Origin of the sequence: Kineosporia succinea (genome assembly GCF_030811555.1) — a bacterium.
In the GTDB taxonomy this organism is placed as follows: domain Bacteria; phylum Actinomycetota; class Actinomycetes; order Actinomycetales; family Kineosporiaceae; genus Kineosporia; species Kineosporia succinea.
This window is the reverse complement of sequence record NZ_JAUSQZ010000001.1, coordinates 3,287,245-3,310,063: the sequence shown is the minus strand read 5'-3', so window position 1 is coordinate 3,310,063 and position 22,819 is coordinate 3,287,245. Positions and strand designations below refer to the sequence as shown.

21 protein-coding genes are annotated in these 22,819 nt (G+C 69.5%); 6 read left to right on the top strand and 15 right to left on the bottom strand.

The window, feature by feature from the left end; all coding sequences use genetic code 11:
* Positions 1 to 5: 5 nt before the first annotated feature.
* From nuoH to J2S57_RS14435, 5 genes are all read right to left on the bottom strand, one after another.
* A complete protein-coding gene (gene nuoH / locus J2S57_RS14455) occupies positions 6 to 968 on the bottom strand; it encodes an NADH-quinone oxidoreductase subunit NuoH (protein WP_307242848.1) in 963 nt (320 codons plus the stop codon).
* Positions 965 to 2,014, bottom strand: a complete 1,050-nt coding sequence (locus J2S57_RS14450; protein ID WP_307242846.1) for an NADH-quinone oxidoreductase subunit C — start codon at positions 2,012 to 2,014, stop codon at positions 965 to 967. The genes nuoH and J2S57_RS14450 overlap by 4 nt, the downstream gene beginning before the upstream one ends.
* Before the next feature lie 106 nt (positions 2,015 to 2,120).
* Entirely contained in the window at positions 2,121 to 2,759 is a 639-nt protein-coding gene (locus tag J2S57_RS14445) for an NADH-quinone oxidoreductase subunit B (RefSeq protein WP_370882649.1), read from the bottom strand.
* Between the two features lie 50 nt (positions 2,760 to 2,809).
* Positions 2,810 to 3,163 (bottom strand): NADH-quinone oxidoreductase subunit A, encoded by a 354-nt coding sequence (locus J2S57_RS14440; RefSeq protein ID WP_307242843.1) that lies wholly within the window; start codon positions 3,161 to 3,163, stop codon positions 2,810 to 2,812.
* Positions 3,164 to 3,196: 33 nt separating this feature from the next.
* Positions 3,197 to 3,505 (bottom strand): GNAT family N-acetyltransferase, encoded by a 309-nt coding sequence (locus tag J2S57_RS14435; protein ID WP_307242841.1) that lies wholly within the window; start codon positions 3,503 to 3,505, stop codon positions 3,197 to 3,199.
* Between the two features lie 159 nt (positions 3,506 to 3,664).
* Between J2S57_RS14435 and J2S57_RS14430 the strand changes: the two genes are divergently transcribed.
* From J2S57_RS14430 to J2S57_RS14420, 3 genes are read left to right on the top strand one after another with little or no spacing between them, the layout of a single operon-like run.
* Positions 3,665 to 4,531 carry an ABC transporter substrate-binding protein gene (locus J2S57_RS14430; protein WP_307242839.1) on the top strand — a complete coding sequence of 289 codons (867 nt, stop codon included), beginning with the start codon at positions 3,665 to 3,667 and terminating at the stop codon, positions 4,529 to 4,531.
* Complete coding sequence (locus tag J2S57_RS14425) at positions 4,528 to 5,391, top strand: amino acid ABC transporter permease (protein WP_307242837.1); 864 nt, start codon at positions 4,528 to 4,530, stop codon at positions 5,389 to 5,391. The genes J2S57_RS14430 and J2S57_RS14425 overlap by 4 nt, the downstream gene beginning before the upstream one ends.
* Positions 5,388 to 6,134: an amino acid ABC transporter ATP-binding protein gene (locus J2S57_RS14420; protein ID WP_307242835.1), complete on the top strand. Its 747-nt coding sequence runs from the start codon at positions 5,388 to 5,390 to the stop codon at positions 6,132 to 6,134. The genes J2S57_RS14425 and J2S57_RS14420 overlap by 4 nt, the downstream gene beginning before the upstream one ends.
* Before the next feature lie 104 nt (positions 6,135 to 6,238).
* Here J2S57_RS14420 and J2S57_RS14415 read toward each other — a convergent pair whose 3' ends face one another.
* Positions 6,239 to 7,168 carry a LysR family transcriptional regulator gene (locus J2S57_RS14415; RefSeq protein ID WP_307242833.1) on the bottom strand — a complete coding sequence of 310 codons (930 nt, stop codon included), beginning with the start codon at positions 7,166 to 7,168 and terminating at the stop codon, positions 6,239 to 6,241.
* A 250-nt stretch (positions 7,169 to 7,418) separates the two neighbouring features.
* Between J2S57_RS14415 and J2S57_RS14410 the strand changes: the two genes are divergently transcribed.
* The 3 genes from J2S57_RS14410 (at position 7,419) to rarD (ending at position 11,630) form a co-directional block, all read left to right on the top strand.
* Positions 7,419 to 9,299: a 2-oxoacid:acceptor oxidoreductase subunit alpha gene (locus tag J2S57_RS14410; RefSeq protein ID WP_307242831.1), complete on the top strand. Its 1,881-nt coding sequence runs from the start codon at positions 7,419 to 7,421 to the stop codon at positions 9,297 to 9,299.
* A 1-nt stretch (position 9,300) separates the two neighbouring features.
* Complete coding sequence (locus tag J2S57_RS14405) at positions 9,301 to 10,392, top strand: 2-oxoacid:ferredoxin oxidoreductase subunit beta (RefSeq protein ID WP_307242828.1); 1,092 nt, start codon at positions 9,301 to 9,303, stop codon at positions 10,390 to 10,392.
* Positions 10,393 to 10,712: 320 nt separating this feature from the next.
* On the top strand, positions 10,713 to 11,630 hold the full coding sequence (gene rarD / locus J2S57_RS14400; RefSeq protein WP_307242825.1) for an EamA family transporter RarD: 918 nt from the start codon (positions 10,713 to 10,715) through the stop codon (positions 11,628 to 11,630).
* Between the two features lie 96 nt (positions 11,631 to 11,726).
* Here the strand turns inward: rarD and J2S57_RS14395 are convergent, their stop codons facing one another.
* The 9 genes from J2S57_RS14395 to nuoI form a co-directional block, all read right to left on the bottom strand.
* A complete protein-coding gene (locus J2S57_RS14395) occupies positions 11,727 to 14,006 on the bottom strand; it encodes an FdhF/YdeP family oxidoreductase (RefSeq protein WP_307242823.1) in 2,280 nt (759 codons plus the stop codon).
* A 160-nt stretch (positions 14,007 to 14,166) separates the two neighbouring features.
* On the bottom strand, positions 14,167 to 14,793 hold the full coding sequence (locus J2S57_RS14390) for a Uma2 family endonuclease (RefSeq protein ID WP_307242821.1): 627 nt from the start codon (positions 14,791 to 14,793) through the stop codon (positions 14,167 to 14,169).
* Between the two features lie 108 nt (positions 14,794 to 14,901).
* A complete protein-coding gene (locus J2S57_RS14385; RefSeq protein WP_307242820.1) occupies positions 14,902 to 15,903 on the bottom strand; it encodes a polyprenyl synthetase family protein in 1,002 nt (333 codons plus the stop codon).
* 5 nt (positions 15,904 to 15,908) lie between these two features.
* On the bottom strand, positions 15,909 to 17,489 hold the full coding sequence (nuoN, locus tag J2S57_RS14380) for an NADH-quinone oxidoreductase subunit NuoN (protein WP_307242818.1): 1,581 nt from the start codon (positions 17,487 to 17,489) through the stop codon (positions 15,909 to 15,911).
* Positions 17,486 to 19,015, bottom strand: a complete 1,530-nt coding sequence (locus J2S57_RS14375) for an NADH-quinone oxidoreductase subunit M (protein ID WP_307242816.1) — start codon at positions 19,013 to 19,015, stop codon at positions 17,486 to 17,488. The genes nuoN and J2S57_RS14375 overlap by 4 nt, the downstream gene beginning before the upstream one ends.
* Positions 19,016 to 19,033: 18 nt before the next feature.
* Complete coding sequence (gene nuoL, locus J2S57_RS14370; protein ID WP_307242814.1) at positions 19,034 to 20,968, bottom strand: NADH-quinone oxidoreductase subunit L; 1,935 nt, start codon at positions 20,966 to 20,968, stop codon at positions 19,034 to 19,036.
* Between the two features lie 9 nt (positions 20,969 to 20,977).
* A complete protein-coding gene (gene nuoK / locus J2S57_RS14365; protein WP_370882648.1) occupies positions 20,978 to 21,268 on the bottom strand; it encodes an NADH-quinone oxidoreductase subunit NuoK in 291 nt (96 codons plus the stop codon).
* A 5-nt stretch (positions 21,269 to 21,273) separates the two neighbouring features.
* Positions 21,274 to 22,227 (bottom strand): NADH-quinone oxidoreductase subunit J, encoded by a 954-nt coding sequence (locus J2S57_RS14360; protein WP_307242810.1) that lies wholly within the window; start codon positions 22,225 to 22,227, stop codon positions 21,274 to 21,276.
* Positions 22,224 to 22,760 (bottom strand): NADH-quinone oxidoreductase subunit NuoI, encoded by a 537-nt coding sequence (gene nuoI / locus J2S57_RS14355; RefSeq protein WP_370882647.1) that lies wholly within the window; start codon positions 22,758 to 22,760, stop codon positions 22,224 to 22,226. The genes J2S57_RS14360 and nuoI overlap by 4 nt, the downstream gene beginning before the upstream one ends.
* Positions 22,761 to 22,819: the final 59 nt, after the last annotated feature.

The window sequence follows — 22,819 nt, the reverse complement described above, 5'->3', positions numbered from 1 at the left end:
AGGTCTCAAGGCTGCCGCAGCACCACGACCACCGCGGTGAGGGCCAGCTGGGCCAGGGCGATCGGCACGAGCCCGGCCCAGGCCAGACGCTGGAGCTGGTCCTCCCGCAGTCGTGGCCAGGCCACGCGCAGCCAGATCACGACCACCGCGACCGCCCCGGTCTTCAGGAGCGTCCACAGCGGGCCCAGCGTCTCGCTGAACGGACCGTGCCAGCCCCCGAGGAACAGCACCGCCGTCAGCCCCGCCAGCACCACGATGCCCGCGTACTCGCTGAGCAGGAACAACGCGAACCGCAGCCCGGTGTACTCGGTGTAGGGCCCGGCCACCAGCTCGGAGTCGGCGATCGGCATGTCGAACGGCGGACGCTGTACCTCGGCCAGCCCCGCCACCACGAACACCACCAGCGCCGGGGCCTGCCAGACCAGCCACCACCACTGCCACGCCTCGCCGATCCCGGTCAGCGACAGGGTGCCCGCCGCCATCGCCACGCTGGCCGCGGCCAGCACCAGCGGTAACTCGTAGGCGAGCAACTGCGCCGCGGCCCGCATCGACCCGAGCAGGGCGTACTTGTTGGCGCTCGACCAGCCCGCCATCAACGTGCCCAGAACCGCCACCGCGCTCGCGGCCAGCACGAACAGCAGCCCGGCGTCGACGTCGGCGGCCACCCACCCCGGGCTCAGCGGGATCACCGCGAGCGCCACCAGGTACGGAACCAGCGCCACCCCCGGAGCCAGCCGGAACACCCCCGCATCGGCCCGGGCCGGAACCACGTCTTCTTTCTGCAGGAACTTCACACCGTCGGCCACGAGCTGGGCCCAGCCGTGAAATCCCCCGGCGTACATGGGCCCCAGCCGCCCCTGCATGTGCGCCATCACCTTGTGCTCGGTCTGCCCGACCAGCAGCGGCAGGGTCAGGAACGCCACCAGCACGCATCCGGCCCGCAGCACGACCTCGACGGCCAGGCTCATCGGTCACTCTCGGTGGGCGGTGGGGCCGGCGTTCCGGAGGCCGGCGTTCCGGAGGCCGGCGTCGGGCCACCCGTTGCCGCTACCCGATCGGACGCCGGACGACTCTGCGGATCGCGACGGGAGCCTCGGCGGGGACGTTCGGGAACGGCCTCGGGCTGGGTGCCGGGTTCGCGGGGCCCCCACGACGGGTCGGGGACGCCGGGCGGCAGGGTCTTGCGGCGGGCCGGGGCCTTGCCGGAGTCGCCGGGGTCCTTGGCACCGGGCCAGGCCTTCGCCGCCCGCGCCGCCAGCACGAACGACTTGCGCAGCGGCGTGCCCTCGAACCCGTCGGGCAGCAGCAACGGACGCAGCCCGCTCCCGCTCCCGTCGGAGAACCCGCTGAAGTCGAGCCCGAACATCTCGTGGGTCTCACGCTCGTGCCAGGCCACTCCCGGCCAGAGCCCGGTCAGGCTGGGCAGAGTCAGGGCGCGATCGGGCACACGCGTGCGCAGCAGCAACCGGCGCACCTGACGATCGGCCGCACCGAACGAGTCGCTGCCCACCACGTGCAGCACCACGTCGAGACCGGCGGGGTCGCCGTCGGGCTCGTCGACGGCCGAGAGCCAGTCGAGGAAGTCGAGGTCGAGCTCGTCACGGGCACACGCCGCCGCGGCCAGCCAGCCCTCGACGGGTACGTCGACCACCGCGGTGCCCGCACCGTCAACGCTCACGGTGACCAGATGAGAGGGCCGCCCGGAGTCACCCGGCGCCGTCCCGTCTCCCGGCGCGCCGGCTCTCGTGCCGCCCACCTCCGCGCCGCCGACCACCGCGCCGCTCGCCTCCGCGCCGCCGACCACCGCGCCGCCCGCCACCGCGCCGCCCGCCTCCGCGCCGCTGGCCTCCGCGCTGCCGACCTCCGCGTTGCCCACCACCAGGGCTCCGGCACCGCCCGTTGTCGTACCGTCCGTATCTGTCGCACCGTCCGGCGCCGCCCCCACCCCGGCCCGGCGCAGTGCCGTGGTGAACCAGGTCGCCAGCACGTCTCCCTCGGCCAGCCGCGGCGTCACCGGACGCACCCCTCGAAGGCAACCGACGCGCCCAGAATCCGGGGCGCCCACCACCGTTTCGCCCCATACACTCCCCCGCAGGCCACCGCGGTGTCCGCCCGGGGCGTCACCGGATGTCCCCCGCGGAGCCGCCCGGCGAATCGACCACCGAACCGCCCGGCGAACCGCCCGCCGAACGCCCAGGAACCGCCCCCCGCGAGACCAGCCCACGACTCAGCGCCGCCGCCCCACGCCGCCGCGAGCCGTACCGCGCACCGAGGTGCTCGGCGGCGATCTTCTCCTGCAGCTTCACGATGCCCTGCAGCAGAGCCTCGGGCCGGGGAGGGCAGCCGGGCACGTAGACGTCGACCGGGATGATCTGGTCGACCCCCTTGGTGACGCAGTACGAATCCCAGTACGGGCCGCCGGAATTCGAGCAGGCCCCGAACGAGATGGCGTATTTCGGCTCGGGCATCTGCTCCCACAGCCGGCGCACGGCGGGGGCCATCTTGTCGGTCACCGTGCCGGACACGACCATCAGATCGGCCTGGCGCGGCCCGTTGGCGAACGGGATCACGCCGAGCCGGATGAAGTCGTGCCGGGCCATGCTCGCCGCGATGAACTCGATCGCGCAGCAGGCCAGGCCGAAGTTGAACACCCAGAGGGAGTAACGCCGGCCCCAGTTCAGCACCAGCCGCAGCGGGTGCGGGGCCACGGCACTCAACGGGCCCAGCTCTCCCGAAGAGGCAGACCGCAGCACCGGCATCGGCAGGTCGGTCTTGGGCGAGATGCCGCGGGCGCCACCACCGGGCGGGGTCAGATCCATCGCAGCACCCCCCGCCGGATCGCGTGGATCAGGCCGATCGCGATGACACCGACGAACACGCCCATCTCGGCCACCGTGGCCCACCCCAGAGAGGCGACCACGGTGACCCACGGGAACAGGTACACCGCGTCGACGGCGAAGATCAGGTAGAGGAAGGCGTAGAGGTAGTAGCGGATCTGGCTCTGTGCCCAGCCGTGGCCGACCGGATCGACCCCGCTCTCATAGGTGAGCGCCTTCTCGGGCGAGTCGACCCGCGGGCGCAGGGCACGAGCGGCCCCCATCGCCCCCACGAACAGCAGCACCCCGGCCGCGATCACCGAGGCGACAACGAGGTAAGCCTCCATGACCCCCGACTGTATCCACCACCACCGACAAACTCAGGCGGGAAGACCGAACGTCGCCCGCCGGTTCTCCGGCACCAGATCCAGGTACTCCGGGTGCTTCTCCACGAAGGCCTTCACGAACGGGCAGACCGGCAGGATCTTCGAGCCGCGCTCGCGCTCGGTGTCCAGCGCCGACCGGATCAGCTGCGTCGCCAGCCCCTGGCCGCCGTACTCGGGCGCGATCTCGGTGTGCACGAAACTCACCACCGGACCCAGCCCGCGATGCTCGGTGAAGCCCGCCAGGGCGTCGTCCACCCAGATCTCGAAACGGTTCAGATCGCGGTTCTCCCGCACGTCAGCCATCAGGCCATGAGAACACACCGCCCCCGGCAGTGATCATCACGTGAAAGTCCTGGTCACGAATCGGTCACCCCCAGGTCCCGACGCGTTAACCGCCTCCGCGGGGCCAAATGCGCAGCTATACACTCAACCGCCGAATCTCGCTCTGACCTTGGAGTATCGATGTCCCGCCGACTGCCTGCCGCCGGCACCGCAATTCTCGCCCTGCTGGCCGTCGCGGCCTGTGCTCCCGCCGACTCCGACGACACCGGCAGCGCGAGCAGCAGCACACCCGCCAGCTGCGCCCCCGCCGACCTGAAGACGCTCACGGCGAACACCATCACCGTCGGTACCGACAAGCCGGCCTACTCGCCCTGGTTCGTCGACGACGAGCCGAGCAACGGCAAGGGCTTCGAGTCCGCCGTGGCCTACGCCGTGGCGAAGCAGCTCGGGTACACCGACGACCAGGTCAAGTGGGAGACGGTGACCTTCAACGCGGCGGTGCAGCCCGGCCGGAAGACCTTCGACTTCGACATCAACCAGTTCTCGATCACCGACGAGCGCAAGCAGGCCGTCGACTTCTCGAGCGGCTACTACGACGTGGCCCAGGCCGTCGTGGCGCTCAAGGGCAACAAGGCCGCGAGCGCCAAGAGCCTGGCCGACCTGAAAGACGTGAAGCTCGGTGCCCAGGTGGGCACGACCAGCTACAACGCCATCACGTCGGAGATCGACCCGAGCTCGACGCCGTCGGTGTTCGACGACAACGACAAGGCCAAGCTGGCGCTGAACAACGGCCAGATCGACGCCCTGGTGGTCGACCTCCCCACCGCGCTCTACCTGTCGGCCGCCGAGCTCGACGACGGCGTGGTCGTGGGCCAGCTGCCCGCCACCACCGACGCCGCCGAGCAGTTCGGCCTGGTGCTGAGCAAGGGCAGCTCGCTGACCAGCTGCGTCAGCGGCGCCGTGGACGCGCTGCGCGAGGACGGCACGCTGGACAAGCTGAAGACCGAGTGGCTGACCGAGTCGGCCGGGGCCCCTGAGCTCAAGTGACCCCGCAGGAAGACACCTGGTCACCGTCGAGGAAACAGCAGGAACGCGACGCCTACCGCAAACGCCAGAACCTGCGGTCACTGCTGATCGCAGCCGTCAGCACCCTCGTCATCGGTGGCGCGCTGATCGCCGCGGTGACGAGCGCCCCGGGCTGGGAACGCACCCGCACCACGTTCTTCAACTGGGACAAGGCCGTCGAGTCGTTCCCGGCCGTGCTCGAGGGCTTCTGGATCAACGTCCAGGTCTTCGCAGTCAGCGCGGTCGCGGTGCTCGTCGTCGGCATGCTCCTGGCCGTGCTGAAAACCCTCAAGGGGCCGGTGTTCTGGCCATTGCGGGCCCTGGCCACGGTCTACGTCGACGTGTTCCGCGGTCTGCCGCTGATCCTGGTGCTGCTGCTGGTCGGGTTCGGCGTTCCCGCGCTGAACCTGACCGGGGTGCCGACCGACCCGATCGTGCTCGGCTGCGTGGCCCTGGTGCTGACCTACTCGGCCTACGTCACCGAGGTCTTCCGGGCCGGCATCGAGTCGGTGCACCCCAGCCAGCGGGCCGCGGCGCGTTCGCTGGGGCTGAGCGGTCCGCAGAGCCTGCGGTACATCGTTCTGCCCCAGGCGGTCAGACGGGTGATCCCACCGCTGCTCAACGACCTGACCTCGCTGACCAAGGACTCCGGCCTGATCTCGGTGCTGGGTGCGGCCATCGACGCGGTGCGGGCGGCCCAGATCGAGACCGCGACCAGCTTCAACTTCACCCCGTACGTGGTGGCCGGCGCGCTCTTCCTGGTGCTGACCATTCCGCTGACGCGGATCACCGACCGGGTGTCGCGGCGTTACGGGGCCGTTCCCGGGGGAGGGCACCTGTGAGCTCACTACTCAGCATCCAGAACCTGCGCAAGAGCTACGGATCGAGCGTGGTGCTGCGCGACTTCGGCCTGGAGGTCGACGAGCACGACGTGGTGGTGCTGATCGGCGCCTCCGGCTCGGGCAAGTCCACGCTGCTGCGCTGCATCGACCTGCTCGAGACGGTCGACGACGGCGTGATCGAGCTGCAGGGCCAGGACATCACCGATCCCCGGGTGGACGCCGACGCGGTGCGCTCGAAGATCGGCATCGTGTTCCAGCAGTTCAACCTGTTCCCGCACCTGAGCGTGCTGGACAACATCACGCTGGCCCCCCGCAAGGTGCACAAGGTGCCCGCCGAGGTGGCCCGCGAGCGCGCCCTCGCCATGCTCGAGCGGGTCGGCCTCAAGCACCGCGCGGACGCCTATCCCGACCACCTCTCCGGCGGTCAGCAGCAGCGGGTCGCGATCGCCCGGTCGCTGGTGAACGATCCCGTGCTGATGCTGTTCGACGAGGTCACGTCGGCTCTCGACCCCGAACTGGTGGGCGAGGTGCTGGCGATGCTGCGCGACCTGAAGTCCGAGGGCATGACCATGCTGGTGGCCACGCACGAGATGGGTTTCGCCCGCCAGGTCGCCGACCACGTGTGCTTCCTCGATGGTGGACGCGTGCTCGAACGAGGTGCCCCGGAGCAGGTTCTCGGGGAGCCCACCGAGGAACGCACGCGGCAGTTCCTGCGGCGGATCATCGAGGCGGGTCGCCTCTAGCCAGCCGTGGGCCGGCAGTGCGCCGGCAGTGGGCCAATGGTGGACGACGTGGTCGCCGGCCGCTGTCGGCCCGCCTCCGGTGCCGGCTCGGCACCGGGCCCGGCTCAGCGCTGGGCGCGCCCCCGCACCGCGATCGTCAGCAGGTCGGACGCCGGGCCCCGCGGCGAACTGCCCAGGGGCCAGACCGCGAGCAGGCGGCGGTCGAGCGTCAGGCCGGTGACGTTCACCGGGCGCAGCCGGCCCGAGGCCACGTCGTCGGCCACGGCCAGCGTGCTCAGCACCGCCGGGCCGGCTCCGGCCAGCACCGCACCCCGCACGGCGGCGGTGCCGGACAGCTCGAGCAGCGGTTCGATACCGGTCTGACCGGCCGCCTCCAGCGCCACCTCCAGCGCCCGCCGGGTGCCCGACCCGGCCTCCCGGGACACGAGAGGCGTGCGCGCCAGTTCCGCCGCGTCCACCGGCCGCCGCCGTCGTGACCAGGGATGCCCCGCCGGGACCACGAGAACCAGCGCATCGGTGCCGATCTCGCGGTAGGCGAGCTCCTCGGGAGCCGTGGGCCCCTCCACGAAACCGAGCCCGGCGCGTCCGTCGCGCACCCGCTCGGCCACCTCGTCCGAATTGGTGGCGGTGAGCTGCACCGACACCTCCTCGCCGCGGGCCTCGGCCTGGCGCTTGAGCGTGACCAGCCAACGCGGCATCAGGTACTCGGCCACGGTCAGGCTCGCCGCCACCCGCAACCGCGCGTGACGTTCGGCCCGCAGCGCGGCGACGCTGGCCTCCAGCCCGGCCGCGAGCTCGGTCAGCTGCCCGGCCCAGTCGGCGACCAGCGCACCGGCCGTGGTCAGCGTCGAACCCTGACGGCTGCGCCGCAGCACCTGCACCCCGAGCGTGCCCTCGAGCCGGCGGATGCGCTCGCTCGCGGCCTGCTGGCTGATGTGGTGCTCCCGCGCGGCGGCGCCCAGACTGCCGGTGCGGGCCACCGAGAGCAGCAGGTCGAGCGCCGACAGCTCGGGGACACGCGGAGACAGGGGCATGTGATTCACACTAGTCCGGTCACAACATCTACTTGTGACGACACAGGAAGAGAGCCCCTGGTGAGAGGGCTGGGCAGCGAGGACCGTGGATCATTGAGATCTGCGGACCATCGTCATTAGCAGATCGTGAGAACTGAGGGGAACCTCAGTGACGTGCGATCCGCCCCACAGCGAGACACTGGAGACAGGCGCCTCGCGAACGCGGGGTGGCAAGACCTCGGGCACGGCCAGGTGAGACTGAGGAGATTTCATGGACGACACCGCTGTGGTCCCGGCCCGCGCGCGGGTCGAGCAGATCGACAGTGTGGTGATCCGTTTCGCGGGTGACTCCGGCGACGGCATGCAGCTCACCGGTGACCGGTTCACCGCGGAGACCGCGTCGCTGGGCAACGACCTGGCCACGCTGCCCAACTTCCCGGCCGAGATCCGGGCCCCCCAGGGCACCCTGCCCGGCGTCTCCAGTTTCCAGCTGCACTTCGCCGACCACGACGTGCTCACCCCCGGCGACGCGCCCGACGTGCTGGTCGCGATGAACCCGGCCGCTCTCAAGGCGAACCTGGCCGACCTGCCCCGCGGCAAGACGATCATCGTGAACACCGACGAGTTCTCGAAGCGGAACCTGGCCAAGGTCGGCTACTCCGCCAGCCCGGTCGAAGACGGCTCGCTGGAGTCGTGGCAGGTGCACCCGGTGCCGCTGACGTCGCTGACCGTCGAGGCGCTGAAAGACTTCGGGCTCTCGCGCAAGGACTCCGAGCGCTCCAAGAACATGTTCGCGCTGGGTCTGCTCTGCTGGCTCTACAACCGGCCGACCGAGGGCACCGAGCGCTTCCTGGCCACCAAGTTCGGCCGCAAGCCAGAGATCCTGGCCGCCAACCTGGCCGCGTTCAAGGCCGGCTGGGCGTTCGGCGAGACCACCGAGGGCTTCGCGGTCTCCTACGAGATCGCCCCCGCCCCGGCTCCGTCCGGCGTCTACCGCAACATCACCGGCAACAACGCCCTGGCCTACGGTCTGGTCGCGGCCGGGCACCGGGCCGGGCTGCCGATCGTGCTCGGGTCGTACCCGATCACCCCGGCGTCCGACATCCTGCACGCACTGAGCGGCCTGAAGAAGTTCGGCGTCACCACCATCCAGGCCGAAGACGAGATCAGCGCGATCGGCGCCGCTCTCGGGGCCTCGTACGGCGGGGCCATCGGCGTCACCACCACCTCCGGCCCGGGTCTGGCCCTGAAGAGCGAGACCATCGGCCTGGCCGTGTCGCTGGAGCTGCCGCTGGTCATCGTCGACGTGCAGCGCGGCGGCCCGTCCACCGGACTGCCCACCAAGACCGAGCAGTCCGACCTGCTGCAGGCCATGTACGGCCGCAACGGCGAGTCGCCGGTGCCGATCGTGGCCCCACGCTCCCCCGCCGACTGCTTCGACGCCGCGATCGAGGCCGTGCGCATCGCGATCACCTACCGCACACCGGTTCTGCTGCTGTCCGACGGTTACCTGGCCAACGGCTCGGAGCCGTGGCAGCTGCCCTCCGTCGGCGATCTCCCGCAGCTGAGGGTCGAGTTCGCCGCACAGCCGGAGCCCGGATCCCCCGCGTTCCGGCCCTTCGACCGCGACCCGTCCACGCTGGCCCGGCCCTGGGCACCTCCCGGCGTCCCGGGCCTCGAGCATCGCATCGGCGGCATCGAGAAGGCCGACGGCACCGGCGAGATCAGCTACGACCCCGACAACCACGACAAGATGGTGCGGCTGCGCCAGGCCAAGGTCGACGGGATCGAGGTACCTCCGCTGGAGGTGCACGACCCCGGCGGCGACGCCGACGTGCTGGTGATCGGCTGGGGCAGCACCTACGGCCCGATCGCGGCCGGGGCCCGCGACGCCCGCAGGGCCGGCGTCAAGGTCGCCACCACGCACCTGCGCCACCTCAACCCGTTCCCGGCGAACACCGGCGACGTCCTGAAACGCTACCGGCGCGTGCTCATCCCGGAGATGAACCTGGGCCAGCTCGCCCTGCTGCTGCGGGCCCGCTACCTGGTCGACGCCCGGGGTTACAACCAGGTGCGCGGTCTGCCGTTCAGCTCGGCCGAGATCGCCACCGCCATCACGTCCCTCGCCACCGAGATCGAGGAGGTCGACTGACATGCCCGTCGAGATCGGTATGCCCACAGTGCTCTCCGGCCTGGCCGGGGTGCCTCGCCTGGGCCCGGACGACGCCCAGCAGACCCGTAAGGACTTCACCTCCGGCTCCGAGGTGCGCTGGTGCCCGGGCTGCGGTGACTACGCGATCCTCGCCGCCGTGCAGGGTTTCATGCCCGAGCTCGGCATCAAGCGCGAGAACGTGGTCTGTGTCTCGGGCATCGGCTGCTCGTCGCGGTTCCCGTACTACCTCGACACCTACGGCCTGCACTCGATCCACGGCCGCGCCCCGGCGATCGCGACCGGCCTGGTCACGGCCCGGCCCGACCTCAACGTCTGGGTGATCACGGGTGACGGCGACGCGCTCTCGATCGGCGGCAACCACCTGATCCACGCGTTGCGCCGCAACGTGAACCTGACGATCCTGCTGTTCAACAACCGGATCTACGGGCTCACCAAGGGCCAGTACTCCCCCACCTCCGAGCCCGGCAAGATCACCAAGTCGACGCCGGTCGGTTCGGTGGACACGCCCTTCAACCCGGTGTCGCTGGCCCTGGGGGCCGAGGCCACGTTCGTCGCCCGCACGCTCGACTCCGACCGCAAGCACCTCACCTCGGTGCTGAAACAGGCCGTGGAGCACCGGGGTTCGGCCCTGGTGGAGATCTACCAGAACTGCCCCATCTTCAACGACGGTGCGTTCGACGTGCTGAAGGACCGCGACGAGGCCCAGGCCCGGCTGATCCGGCTGGAGCACGGCGAGCCGATCACGTTCGGGGTCGACGGCACCAAGGGCGTGGTGCGGGCGGCCGACGGCACGTTCGAGGTGGCCGACGTCGCCACCGTCGGACTCGAGAACGTGGTGGTGCACGACGCCGAGAACCCCAACCCGGCGACCCAGTTCGCGTTGTCGCGGCTCGACGACCCGACGCTGTCGCACGTGCCGCTCGGGGTGTTCCGCAAGGTCGCCCGGCCGGCCTACGACGACCTGGTGCGGGCGCAGGTCACGGGCGCGGTCGAGGCCGGCAACGGCCCGGCCACCGACGACGACCTGGCCGCGCTGATCGCGGGCCGTGACACCTGGACCGTCGCGGACTGAGAGCGGGCGATCATCGGTGGACGCGTCGGCGGCCCACCGGTGATCGCCCGGCGCGCTCCGATTCGTGTCGCTGGGTGCGGATGACAGGCACCGCCCCCTGTCTCACCACCTTCTCGCCGCGGCGGCAGGCACCCCCGCTATACCCGCGAGGTATAGCGGGGTGTTCTGCGCTCGGGCTCCGAGGTGAGGCCCGCCACGACTCCTGAGCCCACCCGGCGCCCGGACGGGAGTGGCGGATCCAGCCCGCGACCGAGGTGACCGGCGCTCCGGACGGTGCCGCCACGTCCACCATTGGTTGCCCCGAGCCATAGAGTGGTGGGATGAATCCGGAGGCCCGGAGGGGCATCGGTTACGGCCTCGCCTGTTACCTGTTGTGGGGCATCTTTCCGCTCTACTTCCGGCTGCTGCACTCCTCGGGTGCGGTCGAACTGCTGCTCTACCGGATCCTCTTCAGCAGCGTGGTCTGCCTGGTGCTGGTCGCCGCCCTGCGCTCGTGGCGGCAGGTCGGCGCCGTGGTCCGGAACCGCCGCAACGTGTTGTTCCTCGGCACCGCGGCGTTCCTGGTCGCGATCAACTGGGGCGTCTACATCTACGCCGTCAACAGCGACCAGGTCGTCGAGGCCGCCCTCGGCTATTTCCTGAATCCTCTGTTCACCGTGGCCCTGGGCGTTCTGGCCCTGCGCGAGAAGCTGCGCACGGCCCAGTGGGTGGCCGTGGCGATCGGCATCGTCGCCGGCACCGTGCTGAGCATCAGCAACGGGCGGGTGCCGGTGATCGCCCTCGCCCTGGCCGGCAGCTTCGGCACCTACGGCCTGCTGAAGAAGCAGGTCGGCGGAGGAGGCGTGAGCGCGCTGGCCGGGCTGAGCACCGAGAACCTGGTGCTGGCGCCGTTCGCGGCCGCGGGCCTGGTGATCCTGGCCCTGGGCGGCGTGAGCACCGTCGGGCACAACCCGCCCTGGCAGGCGCTGCTGCTCGCGTCCACCGGCATCATCACCGTGGCTCCGCTGCTGCTCTTCGCCGCGGCGGCCAGTCGGGTGCCACTGTCGACGATGGGGCTGCTGCAGTATCTGACGCCGGTGCTGCAGTTCACCTGCGGCGTGGTGATTCTGCACGAGCACATGCCGGCCTCGCGCTGGGCCGGTTTCGGCCTGGTCTGGCTGGCGTTGGTGGTGCTGACCGTCGACAGCCTGCGGTCGGCGCGGCGGCAGCGAGCTTCTCGGCTCGCCGCCGCCGTCTGAACGGCCTCACGTCTGAACGGCCTCAGGCGTCTGAACAGACTCACACGCCTGAACGACCTCAGACACCTGACCGACCTCAGACACCTGACCGGGGTCTCAGGCGTCGACCGGGACCCGCTCGAACCGCACGATGACCGACTTCGAGGTCGGCGTGTTGCTGGTGTCGGCCACGCTGTCGAGTGGCACCAGCACGTTCGTCTCCGGGTAGTACGCCGCGACGCATCCCTTCGCGGTGTCGTACCGCACGATGCGGAAGCCGGGAGCGCGACGCTCCACGCCGTCCTTCCACTCCGAGACGATGTCGACGAACTCGCCGTCCTCGAACCCCAGTTCGGCCAGGTCGTCACCGTTCACGAACACCACGCGACGGCCGTTCTTGATACCGCGGTAGCGGTCGTCGAGGCCGTAGATCGTGGTGTTGTACTGGTCGTGGCTGCGCAGCGACTGCAGCAGCAGACGACCCTCGGGGATGTGCGGGTACTCCAGCGGGCAGGCCGCGAAGTTGGCCCGGCCGGTCTTGGTCGGGAACTGCCGGCTACGCGTGGCGTGCGGCAGCGTGAAGCCGTTCGGGTCGGCCAGTTTCGCCTCGTAGTTCTCGAAACCGGGCACCACACGCGAGATCCGGTCGCGGATCGTGCGGTAGTCGGACCGGAACTCGTCCCACGGCACGTCGACCTTGTCGCCCACCGCGCGCTTGGCCAGCTCGCAGATGATCGCGACCTCGGACAGCAGCAGGTCGGACGCCGGGGTGAGACGACCGTGCGAGGCGTGCACCCGGCTCATCGAGTCTTCGACACTGACCTTCTGACGCCCCGAGCTCTGCACGTCCTTATCGGTACGGCCGAGCGTGGGCAGGATCAGGGCGGTCTCGCCGCAGACCGTGTGCGAGCGGTTCAGTTTGGTCGAGACCTGCACCGTGAGACGGCATTTGCGCAGCGCGGCCTCGGTCAGGTCACTGTCGGGGGTGGCCCGCACGAAGTTGCCGCCGACCGCCATGAACACGTCGATCTTGCCGTCGCGCATGGCCCGCAGGCTGTCGACCACGTCGAACCCGTGCTTGCGGGGCGGGTCGAATCCGAACTCCTGCCGCAGGTTGTCGAGGAACCAGTCGGGCATCTTCTCGAAGATGCCCATGGTGCGGTCGCCCTGGACGTTGCTGTGGCCACGCACCGGGCAGACACCCGCGCCGGGACGGCCCAGGTTGCCCTGGATCATCAGCACGTTCACGATCTCGTGGATCGTCGGCACCGAGTGCTTGTGCTGGGTGATGCCCATGGCCCAGCAGATGATGGTCTTCTTCGAGGCCGCGAAGCGATCGGCGAGCGAACGCACCTGCTGCTCGGTCAGGCCGGTCGCCCCGACCAGCTCGGCGAAGTCGAGACCCTTGACGTGCGCGGCGTATTCGTCGAAACCGTGCGTGTGCTCGGCGATGAACGCGTGGTCGATGATCTCGTCGTTCTGCAGCAGCAGCTGGGCGACGGCCATCAGCAGGGCCTGGTCACCACCGATGCGGATCTGCAGGAAGTCGTCGGTGAGCTGCGTGCCGCTGCCCACGACCCCCTTCGGCGTCTGCGGGTTGTGGAAGTTCATCAGGCCGGCCTCGGGCAGCGGGTTCACCGCGACGATGACCGAGCCGTTGTTCTTGGCGGCCTCGAGCGTGGAGAGCATGCGCGGGTGGTTGGTGCCCGGGTTCTGGCCCATCACCACGATCAGGTCGGCCTGCTCGAGATCGTCGAGCTGCACGCTGCCCTTGCCCACGCCGATGGCCTGGGTGAGCGCGGAGCCGGACGACTCGTGGCACATGTTGGAGCAGTCGGGCAGGTTGTTCGTGCCGTGAGCACGCACCAGGAGCTGGTAGACGAACGCGGCCTCGTTGCTGGTGCGGCCCGAGGTGTAGAAGGTGGCGCGGTCGGGGTCGTCGAGGCCGCGCAGCTCGGTCGCGATCAGGTCGAACGCCGCGTCCCAGCTGATCGGCACGTAGTGGTCCTGCCCGGCGGGCTTGATCACCGGCTCGACCAGCCGCCCCTGCTGCCCCAGCCACCAGTCGGTCTTGGTGTCGAGCTCGCTGACGGGGTGCTTCGCGAAGAACTCCGCGTCGACCACACGCCGGGTCGCCTCCTCGGCGACGGCCTTGGCCCCGTTCTCGCAGAACTCGGCGACGTGGCGGTGGTCTTTCTCCGGCCAGGCGCAGCCCGGGCAGTCGAAGCCGTCTTTCTGGTTCAGCCGCAGCAGCGTGCGAGCGGTGCGCTGGGCGCCCATCTGCTCGTACGAGACCTTGAGCGCGTGATAGACGCCGGGAACGCCCGCCGCGTACTCCTTGTGGTGGCCGACCTCGACATTTCCCTCGTCGATGTCCTCGCGGGGTGCACGACTCATGACCCGGCCCTCACTTTCAGCGACATTGCAGAACCCACGTCATTGACGCTACCCGAGGGGCACTTGTGTCACCAGGTGGGGGCATCGTGATGTCAAGGGCATTGAGGACGCGCCGGTCGGGTCGAGTGGTCGGGTCACCGGGGACTTGGGCCTGGGCGGCTCAGGTGAAGTCGACTTCGGTGAGGTCGATGTCGATGTCGTAAGGAACCGTGAGCTTGAGGCGGTCGCGATAGACGCCGGTGAGACCGTAGGTATTCGTGACCGAGCCCAACTCGTAGACCTGAACGACCGGGCGGCCATCCTCTTCCTCCACCAGCCAGTAGTGCTGGATTCCGGCGGCGGCGTAGAGCTGGGGCTTCCGCTCCCGGTCACGGATCTCGGACCCGGGCGATACGACCTCAACCGCCAGCAGAACCGCGCCCGCCGGAAACCTGGTGTCGGCAATGCCCCCGAGCGCCTCGGCCCGAATGACCGACAGGTCCGGCTCGGGAGCCTGGCGCTCGCCGAGAACGACATTCATTTCGCGACTCACCCTGAGGTGACGTGGAGCGGTCGGCACCAGCGCCTGTTCCAGGAAACGCAGGACAACCATGTGAAACCAGCGATGCGGACTCACGAAAACCAGACCCCCGTCGATCAGTTCGGTGTGCGGGGGCAGGTCAGGCAGCTGGAAGAACTCGTCCACGGTGTATCCCCCGGGCTTGCGCACCCAGTCGGGAACAGGTTCGTTCGTCACCACGTCATTGTCGGCCCGCGAGCAGGCCCGGTGCATGACTTCAGCGCTCATGGTTTGGTCCCCCGATCATCTGCGCATTTGTGAAAATACCAAATCTTCGGGTTTCTGACAAAACAGCGCAGCAACCGCCACCGGGCGGTTGCTGCTGAAGGGAGGAGCTCAGCGGGTGCGGTCGACCACGGCTTCCGCGAACTGCCGCAGCGCGAGCTTCGCCGAGGACTCCGGCAGCGGCTCCAGCGCGCCGATCGCCTCGTGCGCCCAGCGGGCCGACTCGTCGCGGGCCGCGCTCATCACCTTGTGCTCGTTGAGCGCCTCGATGGTCTCGGCCAGGCGGGCGTCGTCGGAGAGGTCGCCGTCGAGCATGTCGACGATGCGCTGTGCCTCGGCGTCGCCCTCGGCCGCGGCCCGGCGGGCCAGCAGCGTGGGCAGGGTGGGCACGCCCTCGCGCAGGTCGGTGCCCTGCACCTTGCCCGACACCCGGCCGGCGCTGGACAGGTCGATCACGTCGTCGGCCAGCTGGAAGGCCACGCCCACGAGCTCGCCGTAGCGGATCATGATGTCGACCGTCTCGGCGTCGCAGCCACCGAACATGGCCCCGAAACGGCCGGCGGTGGCGATCAGCGAACCGGTCTTGTCGCCCAGCACCTGCAGGTAGTGGGCCACCGGGTCTTCTTGCGCGGACGGGCCGACCGTCTCGTGCATCTGCCCCAGGCACAGCCGCTCGAAGGTGGCGGCCTGGATGTCGACGGCCTCCGGCCCGAGCTCGGCCACGATCCGCGAGGCCCGGGCGAAGAGCAGGTCACCGACGAGGATCGCGATCTGGTTGCCCCAGACCAGGTGCGCCGCGGCGGCACCGCGGCGCTGGTCGGCGGAGTCCATCACGTCGTCGTGGTAGAGCGAGGCCAGGTGGGTCAGCTCGACCACGACGCCGGCCTGCACCACCTCGGGACGGTGCCCGTCACCGAGGTGCGCCGCCAGCAACGTGAGCATCGGGCGCACCCGCTTGCCCCCCGCCTCCACGAGATGACGGGAGGCGGTGTCGGCGAGCTGGTCGGCGTGCTTGACCGCCTCTCGCAACCGGGCCTCGATCGTGTCCAAGCCGGCTCGGACGGACTCGGCGAGGGCGGCATCGGCCACCGGCAGATCAAGGGAAGCGGTCACAGCACTCACGGTAAGAACACCGACGAACTATTGGCCAATCCGAGGGCGGCCGAGGGCAGGATGCCGAGGCCGACCGTCGCGACGACACCGACGCCGACGGCGAGGATCGTCAGGGCTCCGGGGCGGGTCACGGTGACAGCATCCCCTACCGAGTCGTTGAAGTACATCAGCACGATGACCCGGATGTAGAAGAACACGGCGATCGCGGATGCCGCAACACCGATCAGCACCAGCCCGACACCCCACGGGGCCCCGTCGGCAGCGGCCGAGAAGACCGCGAACTTACCGGTGAAACCGCTGGTCAGCGGGATACCGGCGAAGGCCAGCAGGAACAGCGTGAAGATGGCGGCGAGCAGCGGGGAACGCTTGCCGAGGCCCTGCCACTGGGAGAGGTGAGTCGCCTCACCGCCGACACCACCCTCCGGCGTGGAGGTGCGCACCAGGGTCACCAGGGCGAAGGCGCCGACCGTGGTGAAGCCGTAGGAGGCGAGGTAGAACAGCACGCTGCCGACGCCGTCCCGGTCCATCGCCATCAGGCCGACCAGGATGAAACCGGCGTGCGCGATCGAGGAGTAGGCCAGCATGCGCTTCACGTCGGCCTGGACGATCGCCACGATCGCCCCGACGAGCATGGTCAGCGCGGCGACCACCCAGATCGCGGGCTGCCAGTCCCAGCGGGCGCCGGGCACGGCGACATAGGCGATGCGCAGCAGCGCGCCGAACGCGGCGACCTTGGTGCAGGCCGCCATGAACCCGGTGACCGGGGTCGGGGCGCCCTGGTACACGTCCGGCGTCCACGACTGGAAGGGCACCGCACCGACCTTGAACAGCAGGCCCACGGCGAGCAGGCCGATGCCCATCAGCAGCAGACCGTCTTTACCGACCACGGCCGAGGCCGCGGTGGTGCCACCGCCGTCGGCGACCGCGTTGGCGATGTCGGACAGCCGGACCGAGCCGGAGAAGCCGTACAGCAGCGCCGAGCCGAACAGGAAGAAGGCCGACGAGAAGGCCCCGAGCAGGAAGTACTTGAGCGAGGCCTCCTGGGACAGGAGACGACGGCGCCGGGCCATGCCGCACAGCAGGTACAGCGGCAACGACAGCACCTCGAGGGCGATGAACATCGTGAGCAGGTCGTTCGAGGCCGGGAAGAGCAGCATGCCGACCATCGAGAACAGGATCAGCGGGTAGATCTCGGTCTGCACCAGGCCGAGCCGGGAGGCGCGGGCCTCGTCGGCCGAACCCGGCACCGCGGAGGCCTGGGCGGTGAACGCGCTGGACTCCGGGGTGGCCTCGTCGGCCATCGTGAGCACGGCCATCAGACCGAGCACCAGGATCGTGCCCTGCAGGAAGAGCGCCGGGCCGTCGATCACGACGGCCCCCCCGGCCGTGTTCAGCGAGGTGGACTGGGTGCCCAGGTAGACCACGAAGATCAGGGACGCGGCGATGGCGACCGTGGCGAGGAAGACCTGGACGATGAACCGCTGAGCCCGCGGCACGAACGCCTCGACCAGCACCGCGACCAGGGCCGCGACGAAGACGATCAGCATCGGCGCGACGGCGACGTAGTCGACCGAAGGAGCCTTCACTTGTTCTCTCCCTCAACTGCGACGGTCGGCGCCGGGTCTTCGACCCCGACCAGCTGCATGGTGGTGTTGACCGCCGGATTGATCACGTCCAGCACGGGTTTCGGGTAGACACCGAGGAACAGGATCACCACGATCAGCGGCGCGATCACCCAGACCTCGCGGCCCGAGGCGTCTTTCCATCCCGCCGCGAACTCCCGCACCGGCCCGGTGAACATGCGCTGGTAGGTCAGCAGGATGTAGAGCGCGGCGAGCACGATGCCCAGCGTGGCCAGCGCGGCCACCCACGGGTAACGGATGAAGGTGCCCGTCAGCACCATGAACTCGCTGACGAAGCTCGACATGCCGGGCAGCGCCAGGCTGGACAGACCGGCGAGCAGGAAACCGGCGGCCAGCACCGGGGTGCTGCGCTGCAGGCCGCCGTAGTCGTCGATCTCGGCCGAGCCGCGGCGGTTGATCAGGAACCCGGCGACCAGGAACAGCGCCGCGGTGGAGAACCCGTGGTTGACCATGTAGAGCGTGGAGCCGCTCTGGCCGGTCGAGGTCATCGCGAAGATGCCCAGCACGATGAAACCGAAGTGCGAGATCGAGGTGTAGGCGATCAGGCGCTTGATGTCGCTCTGGCCGATCGCCAGCAGGGCGCCGTAGAGCACCGAGACCACCGACAGCGCCAGGATCGTCGGGGCGGCCCACTTGCTGGCCTCCGGGAAGAGCGGCAGGCACAACGTCAGCATGCCGAAGGTGCCGATCTTGTCGAGCACACCGACCAGCAGCACCGCCACCCCGGCCGGGGCCTCGGCCGCGGCGTCGGGCAGCCAGGTGTGCACCGGCCAGATCGGCGCCTTGATCGCGAAGGCGATGAAGAGTGAGACGAACATCAGCCGTTCGGCCGTGGAGCTGGAGAAGTCCAGGCCGGTCAGGTTGTCGATGAGGAAGCCGTCGGAACCGCCGGGACCGGCGTGGTAGAGCCCGATCACGCCGACCAGCATGATCAGACCGCCGGTGAGCGAGTAGCTGAGGAACTTGACCGCGGCGTAACGGCGGCGCTGCTCGTTGCCCCCGAACGAGCCGATCAGGAAGTAGACCGGCAGCAGGATGGCCTCGAAGAAGACGTAGAACAGGAAGAGGTCACGCGCCGCGAAGACGCCGACCATCATCGTCTCGAGCACCAGCACCAGGCCGAAGAACAGCCGGGCCTGCTCGTCGTCGATCTCGTTCCAGGCGGCCAGCACGCACAGCGGCACCAGCACGGTGGACAGCGCCACCATCACCAGGCCGATGCCGTTCACGCCGAGCGCGTAGCTGACGCCGAAGTCGGGGATCCAGGAATGGGTCTCGGCCAGCTGGATCTCACCGGCCCGGGCGGTCTCGAACTGCAGGGCGGCCAGCACGGTCAGCACGAACGCCGCCAGCGAGACGCCGAGCGCGAGGTGCTTCACCCGCGGCGCGAACGCCTTGGGCAGCACCGCGATCACGGCCGAGCCCACCAGGGGGACGGCTCCGATCACCGTCAGCCAGGGGAAGTCCATGGGGTCCTCAATCAGGATTCAGAGGCGGACGGCGAGCACGCCGCCGAGGAGGATGACGACACCGGCGAGCATCGACGCGGCGTAGGAGCGGACCAGGCCGGTCTGGACCCGGCGCAGCCGGCCCCCGAGACCGCCGACGAGTGCGGCCGTACCGCGCACGGCACCGTCCACCCCCCGGTTGTCGAAGAACACCAGCGCGCGGGTCAGGTACTGGCCCGGGCGCATGAACAGGCCCTCGTTGACGTCGTCCTGGAACAGGTCACGGCGGGCGGCGCGGGTGAGAAGGCTTCCGCGGGGCGCCACTACGGCCACCGACGACTGCCAGTACATGCGCCAGGCCAGGGCCACACCAGCGAGCACCAGCAGCAGCGTCAGACCGGTCAGCACCGGCACCGACAGCACCGGCTCCTCCTCACCGTGAGCACCCACGACCGGCTCCAGCCAGTGCACCAGACCGTCGGAGATACCCAGCACCAGACCGAGACCGGCCGACCCGACCGCCAGGATCATCATCGGCACCGTCATCAGCAGCGGCGACTCGTGCGGGTGGGCGTCGTCGTTCCAGCGCTTCTCCTTGCCCTGGAAGGTCATGAAGAAGAGGCGGGACATGTAGAACGCGGTGACGCCGGCGCCGAGCAGAGCGGCGAGCCCGAAAACCCAGGGCCGCCAGCCCTCACCGATGAACGCGGCCTCGATGATCTTGTCCTTGCTCCAGTACCCGGAGAAGGGCGGAATGCCGAGGATCGCCAGCCAACCCAGCCCGAACGTCACCCAGGTGACCTTCATGACTCCGGAAAGGCGTCCGAACGTGCGCATGTTCACCGAGTCGTTCATCCCGTGCATCACCGAGCCCGCACCGAGGAACATGCCGGCCTTGAAGAACCCGTGGGTGAGCAGGTGGAAGATCGCGAACGCGGCGCCGACCGGGCCCAGGCCCGCCGCCAGCATCATGTAGCCGATCTGCGACATGGTGGACGCGGCCAGGGCCTTCTTGATGTCGTCCTTGGCACAACCCACGATCGCGCCGTAGACCAGCGTGATCGCACCGACGATGACCACCACCAGCTGGGCGTCGGGCGCCCCGATGTAGACCGGGCCCGAGCGCACCACCAGGTAGACGCCGGCGGTGACCATCGTGGCCGCGTGGATGAGCGCGGAAACCGGTGTGGGGCCGGCCATCGCGTCGCCCAGCCAGCTCTGCAGCGGGAACTGCGCCGACTTGCCGCAGGCCCCGACGAGCAGCAGCAGGCCGATGACCGTCAGCTTCGCCTCCGAAGCATTGCCTGCCTCGGCGAAGACCCCGCTGAACGTCACCGTGCCGAACGCCGCGAACATCGCCATGATCGCCAGCGAAAGTCCCACGTCACCCACGCGGTTGACGATGAACGCCTTCTTCGCGGCAGTGGCGTAGGCCGGGTTGTGGTTCCAGAAACCGATCAGCAGGTAGGACGCAAGACCCACGCCCTCCCAGCCGACGAAGAGAAGGAGGTACGAGTCCGCCAGCACCAGGAGGAGCATCGAGGCGACGAACAGGTTGAGGTAGGCGAAGAACCGGCGCCGGTCGGGGTCGTGCTCCATGTAGGCCACGGAGTAGACGTGGATCAGCGAGCCGACGAACGTCACCAGCAGCACGAAGGCCAGCGAGAGCGGATCGACCAGCAGCCCGGCGTCGAGCTTGAACGAGCCCGACTCGATCCAGGTGAAGAGGTGCACGCCGACCGCGCGCTCCTCACCGTCTTTCCCGAGCAGGTCGAAGAAGAGCAGCGCGCCCCAGACGAAGGCGGCCCAGCTCATCAGCGTGCCGAGCCAGTGCCCCCACTTGTCGGTCTTGCGGCCACCGAGCAGGAGCACCGCGGCACCCAGAGCGGGGAGGGCGACGAGCAGCCAGGCACCGGACTGAACGGTGCCCTCGGCGGCGTGGGACGCCAGGCCAGCACCAGTTTCGCCAAGCATGAACGCCTCTCAGTACTTCAGCAGGTTGGCGTCGTCGACCGACGCGGACCTGCGGGTGCGGAAGATGGTGAAGATGATCGCCAGCCCGACGACCACCTCAGCGGCTGCCACGAGCATCACGAACAGCGCGATCACCTGGCCCTCGATGTTCCCGTTGATGCGGGCGAAGGTGACGAACGCCAGGTTCGCGGCGTTGAGCATGAGCTCGACGCCCATGAACACCACGATCGCGTTGCGCCGCACGAGCACGGTCACGGCGCCGATCGAGAACAGCAGCACCGAGAGATAGAGCCAGTGCACCTGATTCACGGCCGGCTCCCTTCGTCGGTCTTCTCAACGGTCTTCTCGGTGCTTGAGGACGCGTCGGTCACCTCGGGAGCGCCGGTGTCGGCACTGTTCACTCCCGGGTTTCCCCGGCCCTTCAGGGGGTGCCCCTGCGCGTCGTTCTGGTTCTGCGCGTTCGGGCTGATCTCCGCCTCGATGATCGCGACGTCCTCGGAAACCGTGAGCACGGAACGGTTCTGGCCCCGGGCGGTGAGCACCCGGGAGACCGAGAGCTCGGACGGGCTGCCGTCGGGCAGCAGGGCCGGGATGTCGACCGCGTTGTGCCGCGCGAACACACCGGGCGGAGGCAGTGGGGCCTTGATCGGCCCGTCCTTGATGCGGGCGTAGGCCAGCTCGCGCTGCGTCAGCTTCGGGGTGAGCCGCTCGCGGTGGGCCAGCACCATCGCGCCGAGCACCGCCGTGATCAGCAGGGCGCTGGTGGCCTCGAAGGCCCAGACGTACTTGCCGAAGATCAGCTCGGCCATCGTCGTCATGTTGCCGGTGGTGTCGACGTCGGCCAGACCACGCGCACCGCCGTAGCTGACGTCGGCGATCACCGAGATCATCAGCCCCGCCAGACCGACCCCGAAGACCAGGGCCAGCCAGCGCTGCCCCTTGATGGTCTCGACCAGCGAGTCCGAGGAGTCGACGCCGACCAGCATCATCATGAAGAGGAAGAGCATCATCACGGCGCCGGCGTAGACGAAGATCTGCACCACGCCGAGGAACGGGGCCTGCAGGGCCAGGTAGACGATGCCGAGGCAGACCATCACCAGCGCCATGCACAGCGCGGCGTGAACTGCCTTGCGCGCGAACAGGAGTCCGAGGGCGGCGGGCACCGAGACGATCGCGATGACCCAGAACAGCACGTTCTCGCCGCCGCTGCCGTAGTCGGCGGCCCCCTGGGTGGCGGCGGTCAGCAGGGCCGGGTTCACCGGGCCACCTCCTCGGGGGACGCCTGCTCGTCGTCGCCGACCCGCGCGTCCACCCATTCCTGCTGCTCGGGCACCGCCTGGGTGACCTTGCCCTGGTAGTAGTCCTGTTCGGTGGTGCCGGGCACCATCGGGTGCGGCGCCGCGATCATCCCGCCCAGCACCGGGCCCAGCAGGTCCTGCTTCTCGAAGATCAGGCCGGCCCGGGTCGTGCCCTTGAGCTGCTCGTACTCGTTGGTCATGGTGAGCGCCCGGGTGGGGCAGGCCTCGATGCACAGGCCGCAGAGAATGCAGCGCAGGTAGTTGATCTGGTAGACGCGGCCGTAGCGCTCACCGGGTGAGAAGCGTTCCTCCTCGGTGTTGTCCGCGCCCTCGACGAAGATCGCGTCGGCCGGGCAGGCCCAGGCGCACAGCTCGCACCCGATGCACTTCTCCAGCCCGTCGGGGTGCCGGTTCAGCTGGTGACGGCCGTGGAACCGGGGCGCGGTCGGGACCTTCTGCTCCGGGTACTCCTCGGTGACGACCTTCGTGAACATCGTCGCGAAGGTGACACCGAATCCGGCGATCGGGGCGAAGGCGGAGAGCCAGCCCCCAC

Coding starts and splice junctions, on each gene's coding strand:
- nuoH (WP_307242848.1), bottom strand. CDS start 968: ATGAGCCTGGCCGTCGAGGTCGTGCTGCGGGCCGGATGCGTGCTGGTG.
- J2S57_RS14445 (WP_370882649.1), bottom strand. CDS start 2,759: ATGCCGGTGCTGCGGTCTGCCTCTTCGGGAGAGCTGGGCCCGTTGAGT.
- J2S57_RS14440 (WP_307242843.1), bottom strand. CDS start 3,163: ATGGAGGCTTACCTCGTTGTCGCCTCGGTGATCGCGGCCGGGGTGCTG.
- J2S57_RS14435 (WP_307242841.1), bottom strand. CDS start 3,505: ATGGCTGACGTGCGGGAGAACCGCGATCTGAACCGTTTCGAGATCTGG.
- J2S57_RS14430 (WP_307242839.1), top strand. CDS start 3,665: ATGTCCCGCCGACTGCCTGCCGCCGGCACCGCAATTCTCGCCCTGCTG.
- J2S57_RS14415 (WP_307242833.1), bottom strand. CDS start 7,168: ATGCCCCTGTCTCCGCGTGTCCCCGAGCTGTCGGCGCTCGACCTGCTG.
- J2S57_RS14410 (WP_307242831.1), top strand. CDS start 7,419: ATGGACGACACCGCTGTGGTCCCGGCCCGCGCGCGGGTCGAGCAGATC.
- J2S57_RS14405 (WP_307242828.1), top strand. CDS start 9,301: ATGCCCGTCGAGATCGGTATGCCCACAGTGCTCTCCGGCCTGGCCGGG.
- rarD (WP_307242825.1), top strand. CDS start 10,713: ATGAATCCGGAGGCCCGGAGGGGCATCGGTTACGGCCTCGCCTGTTAC.
- J2S57_RS14395 (WP_307242823.1), bottom strand. CDS start 14,006: ATGAGTCGTGCACCCCGCGAGGACATCGACGAGGGAAATGTCGAGGTC.
- J2S57_RS14390 (WP_307242821.1), bottom strand. CDS start 14,793: ATGAGCGCTGAAGTCATGCACCGGGCCTGCTCGCGGGCCGACAATGAC.
- J2S57_RS14375 (WP_307242816.1), bottom strand. CDS start 19,015: ATGGACTTCCCCTGGCTGACGGTGATCGGAGCCGTCCCCCTGGTGGGC.
- nuoL (WP_307242814.1), bottom strand. CDS start 20,968: ATGCTTGGCGAAACTGGTGCTGGCCTGGCGTCCCACGCCGCCGAGGGC.
- nuoI (WP_370882647.1), bottom strand. CDS start 22,760: ATGTTCACGAAGGTCGTCACCGAGGAGTACCCGGAGCAGAAGGTCCCG.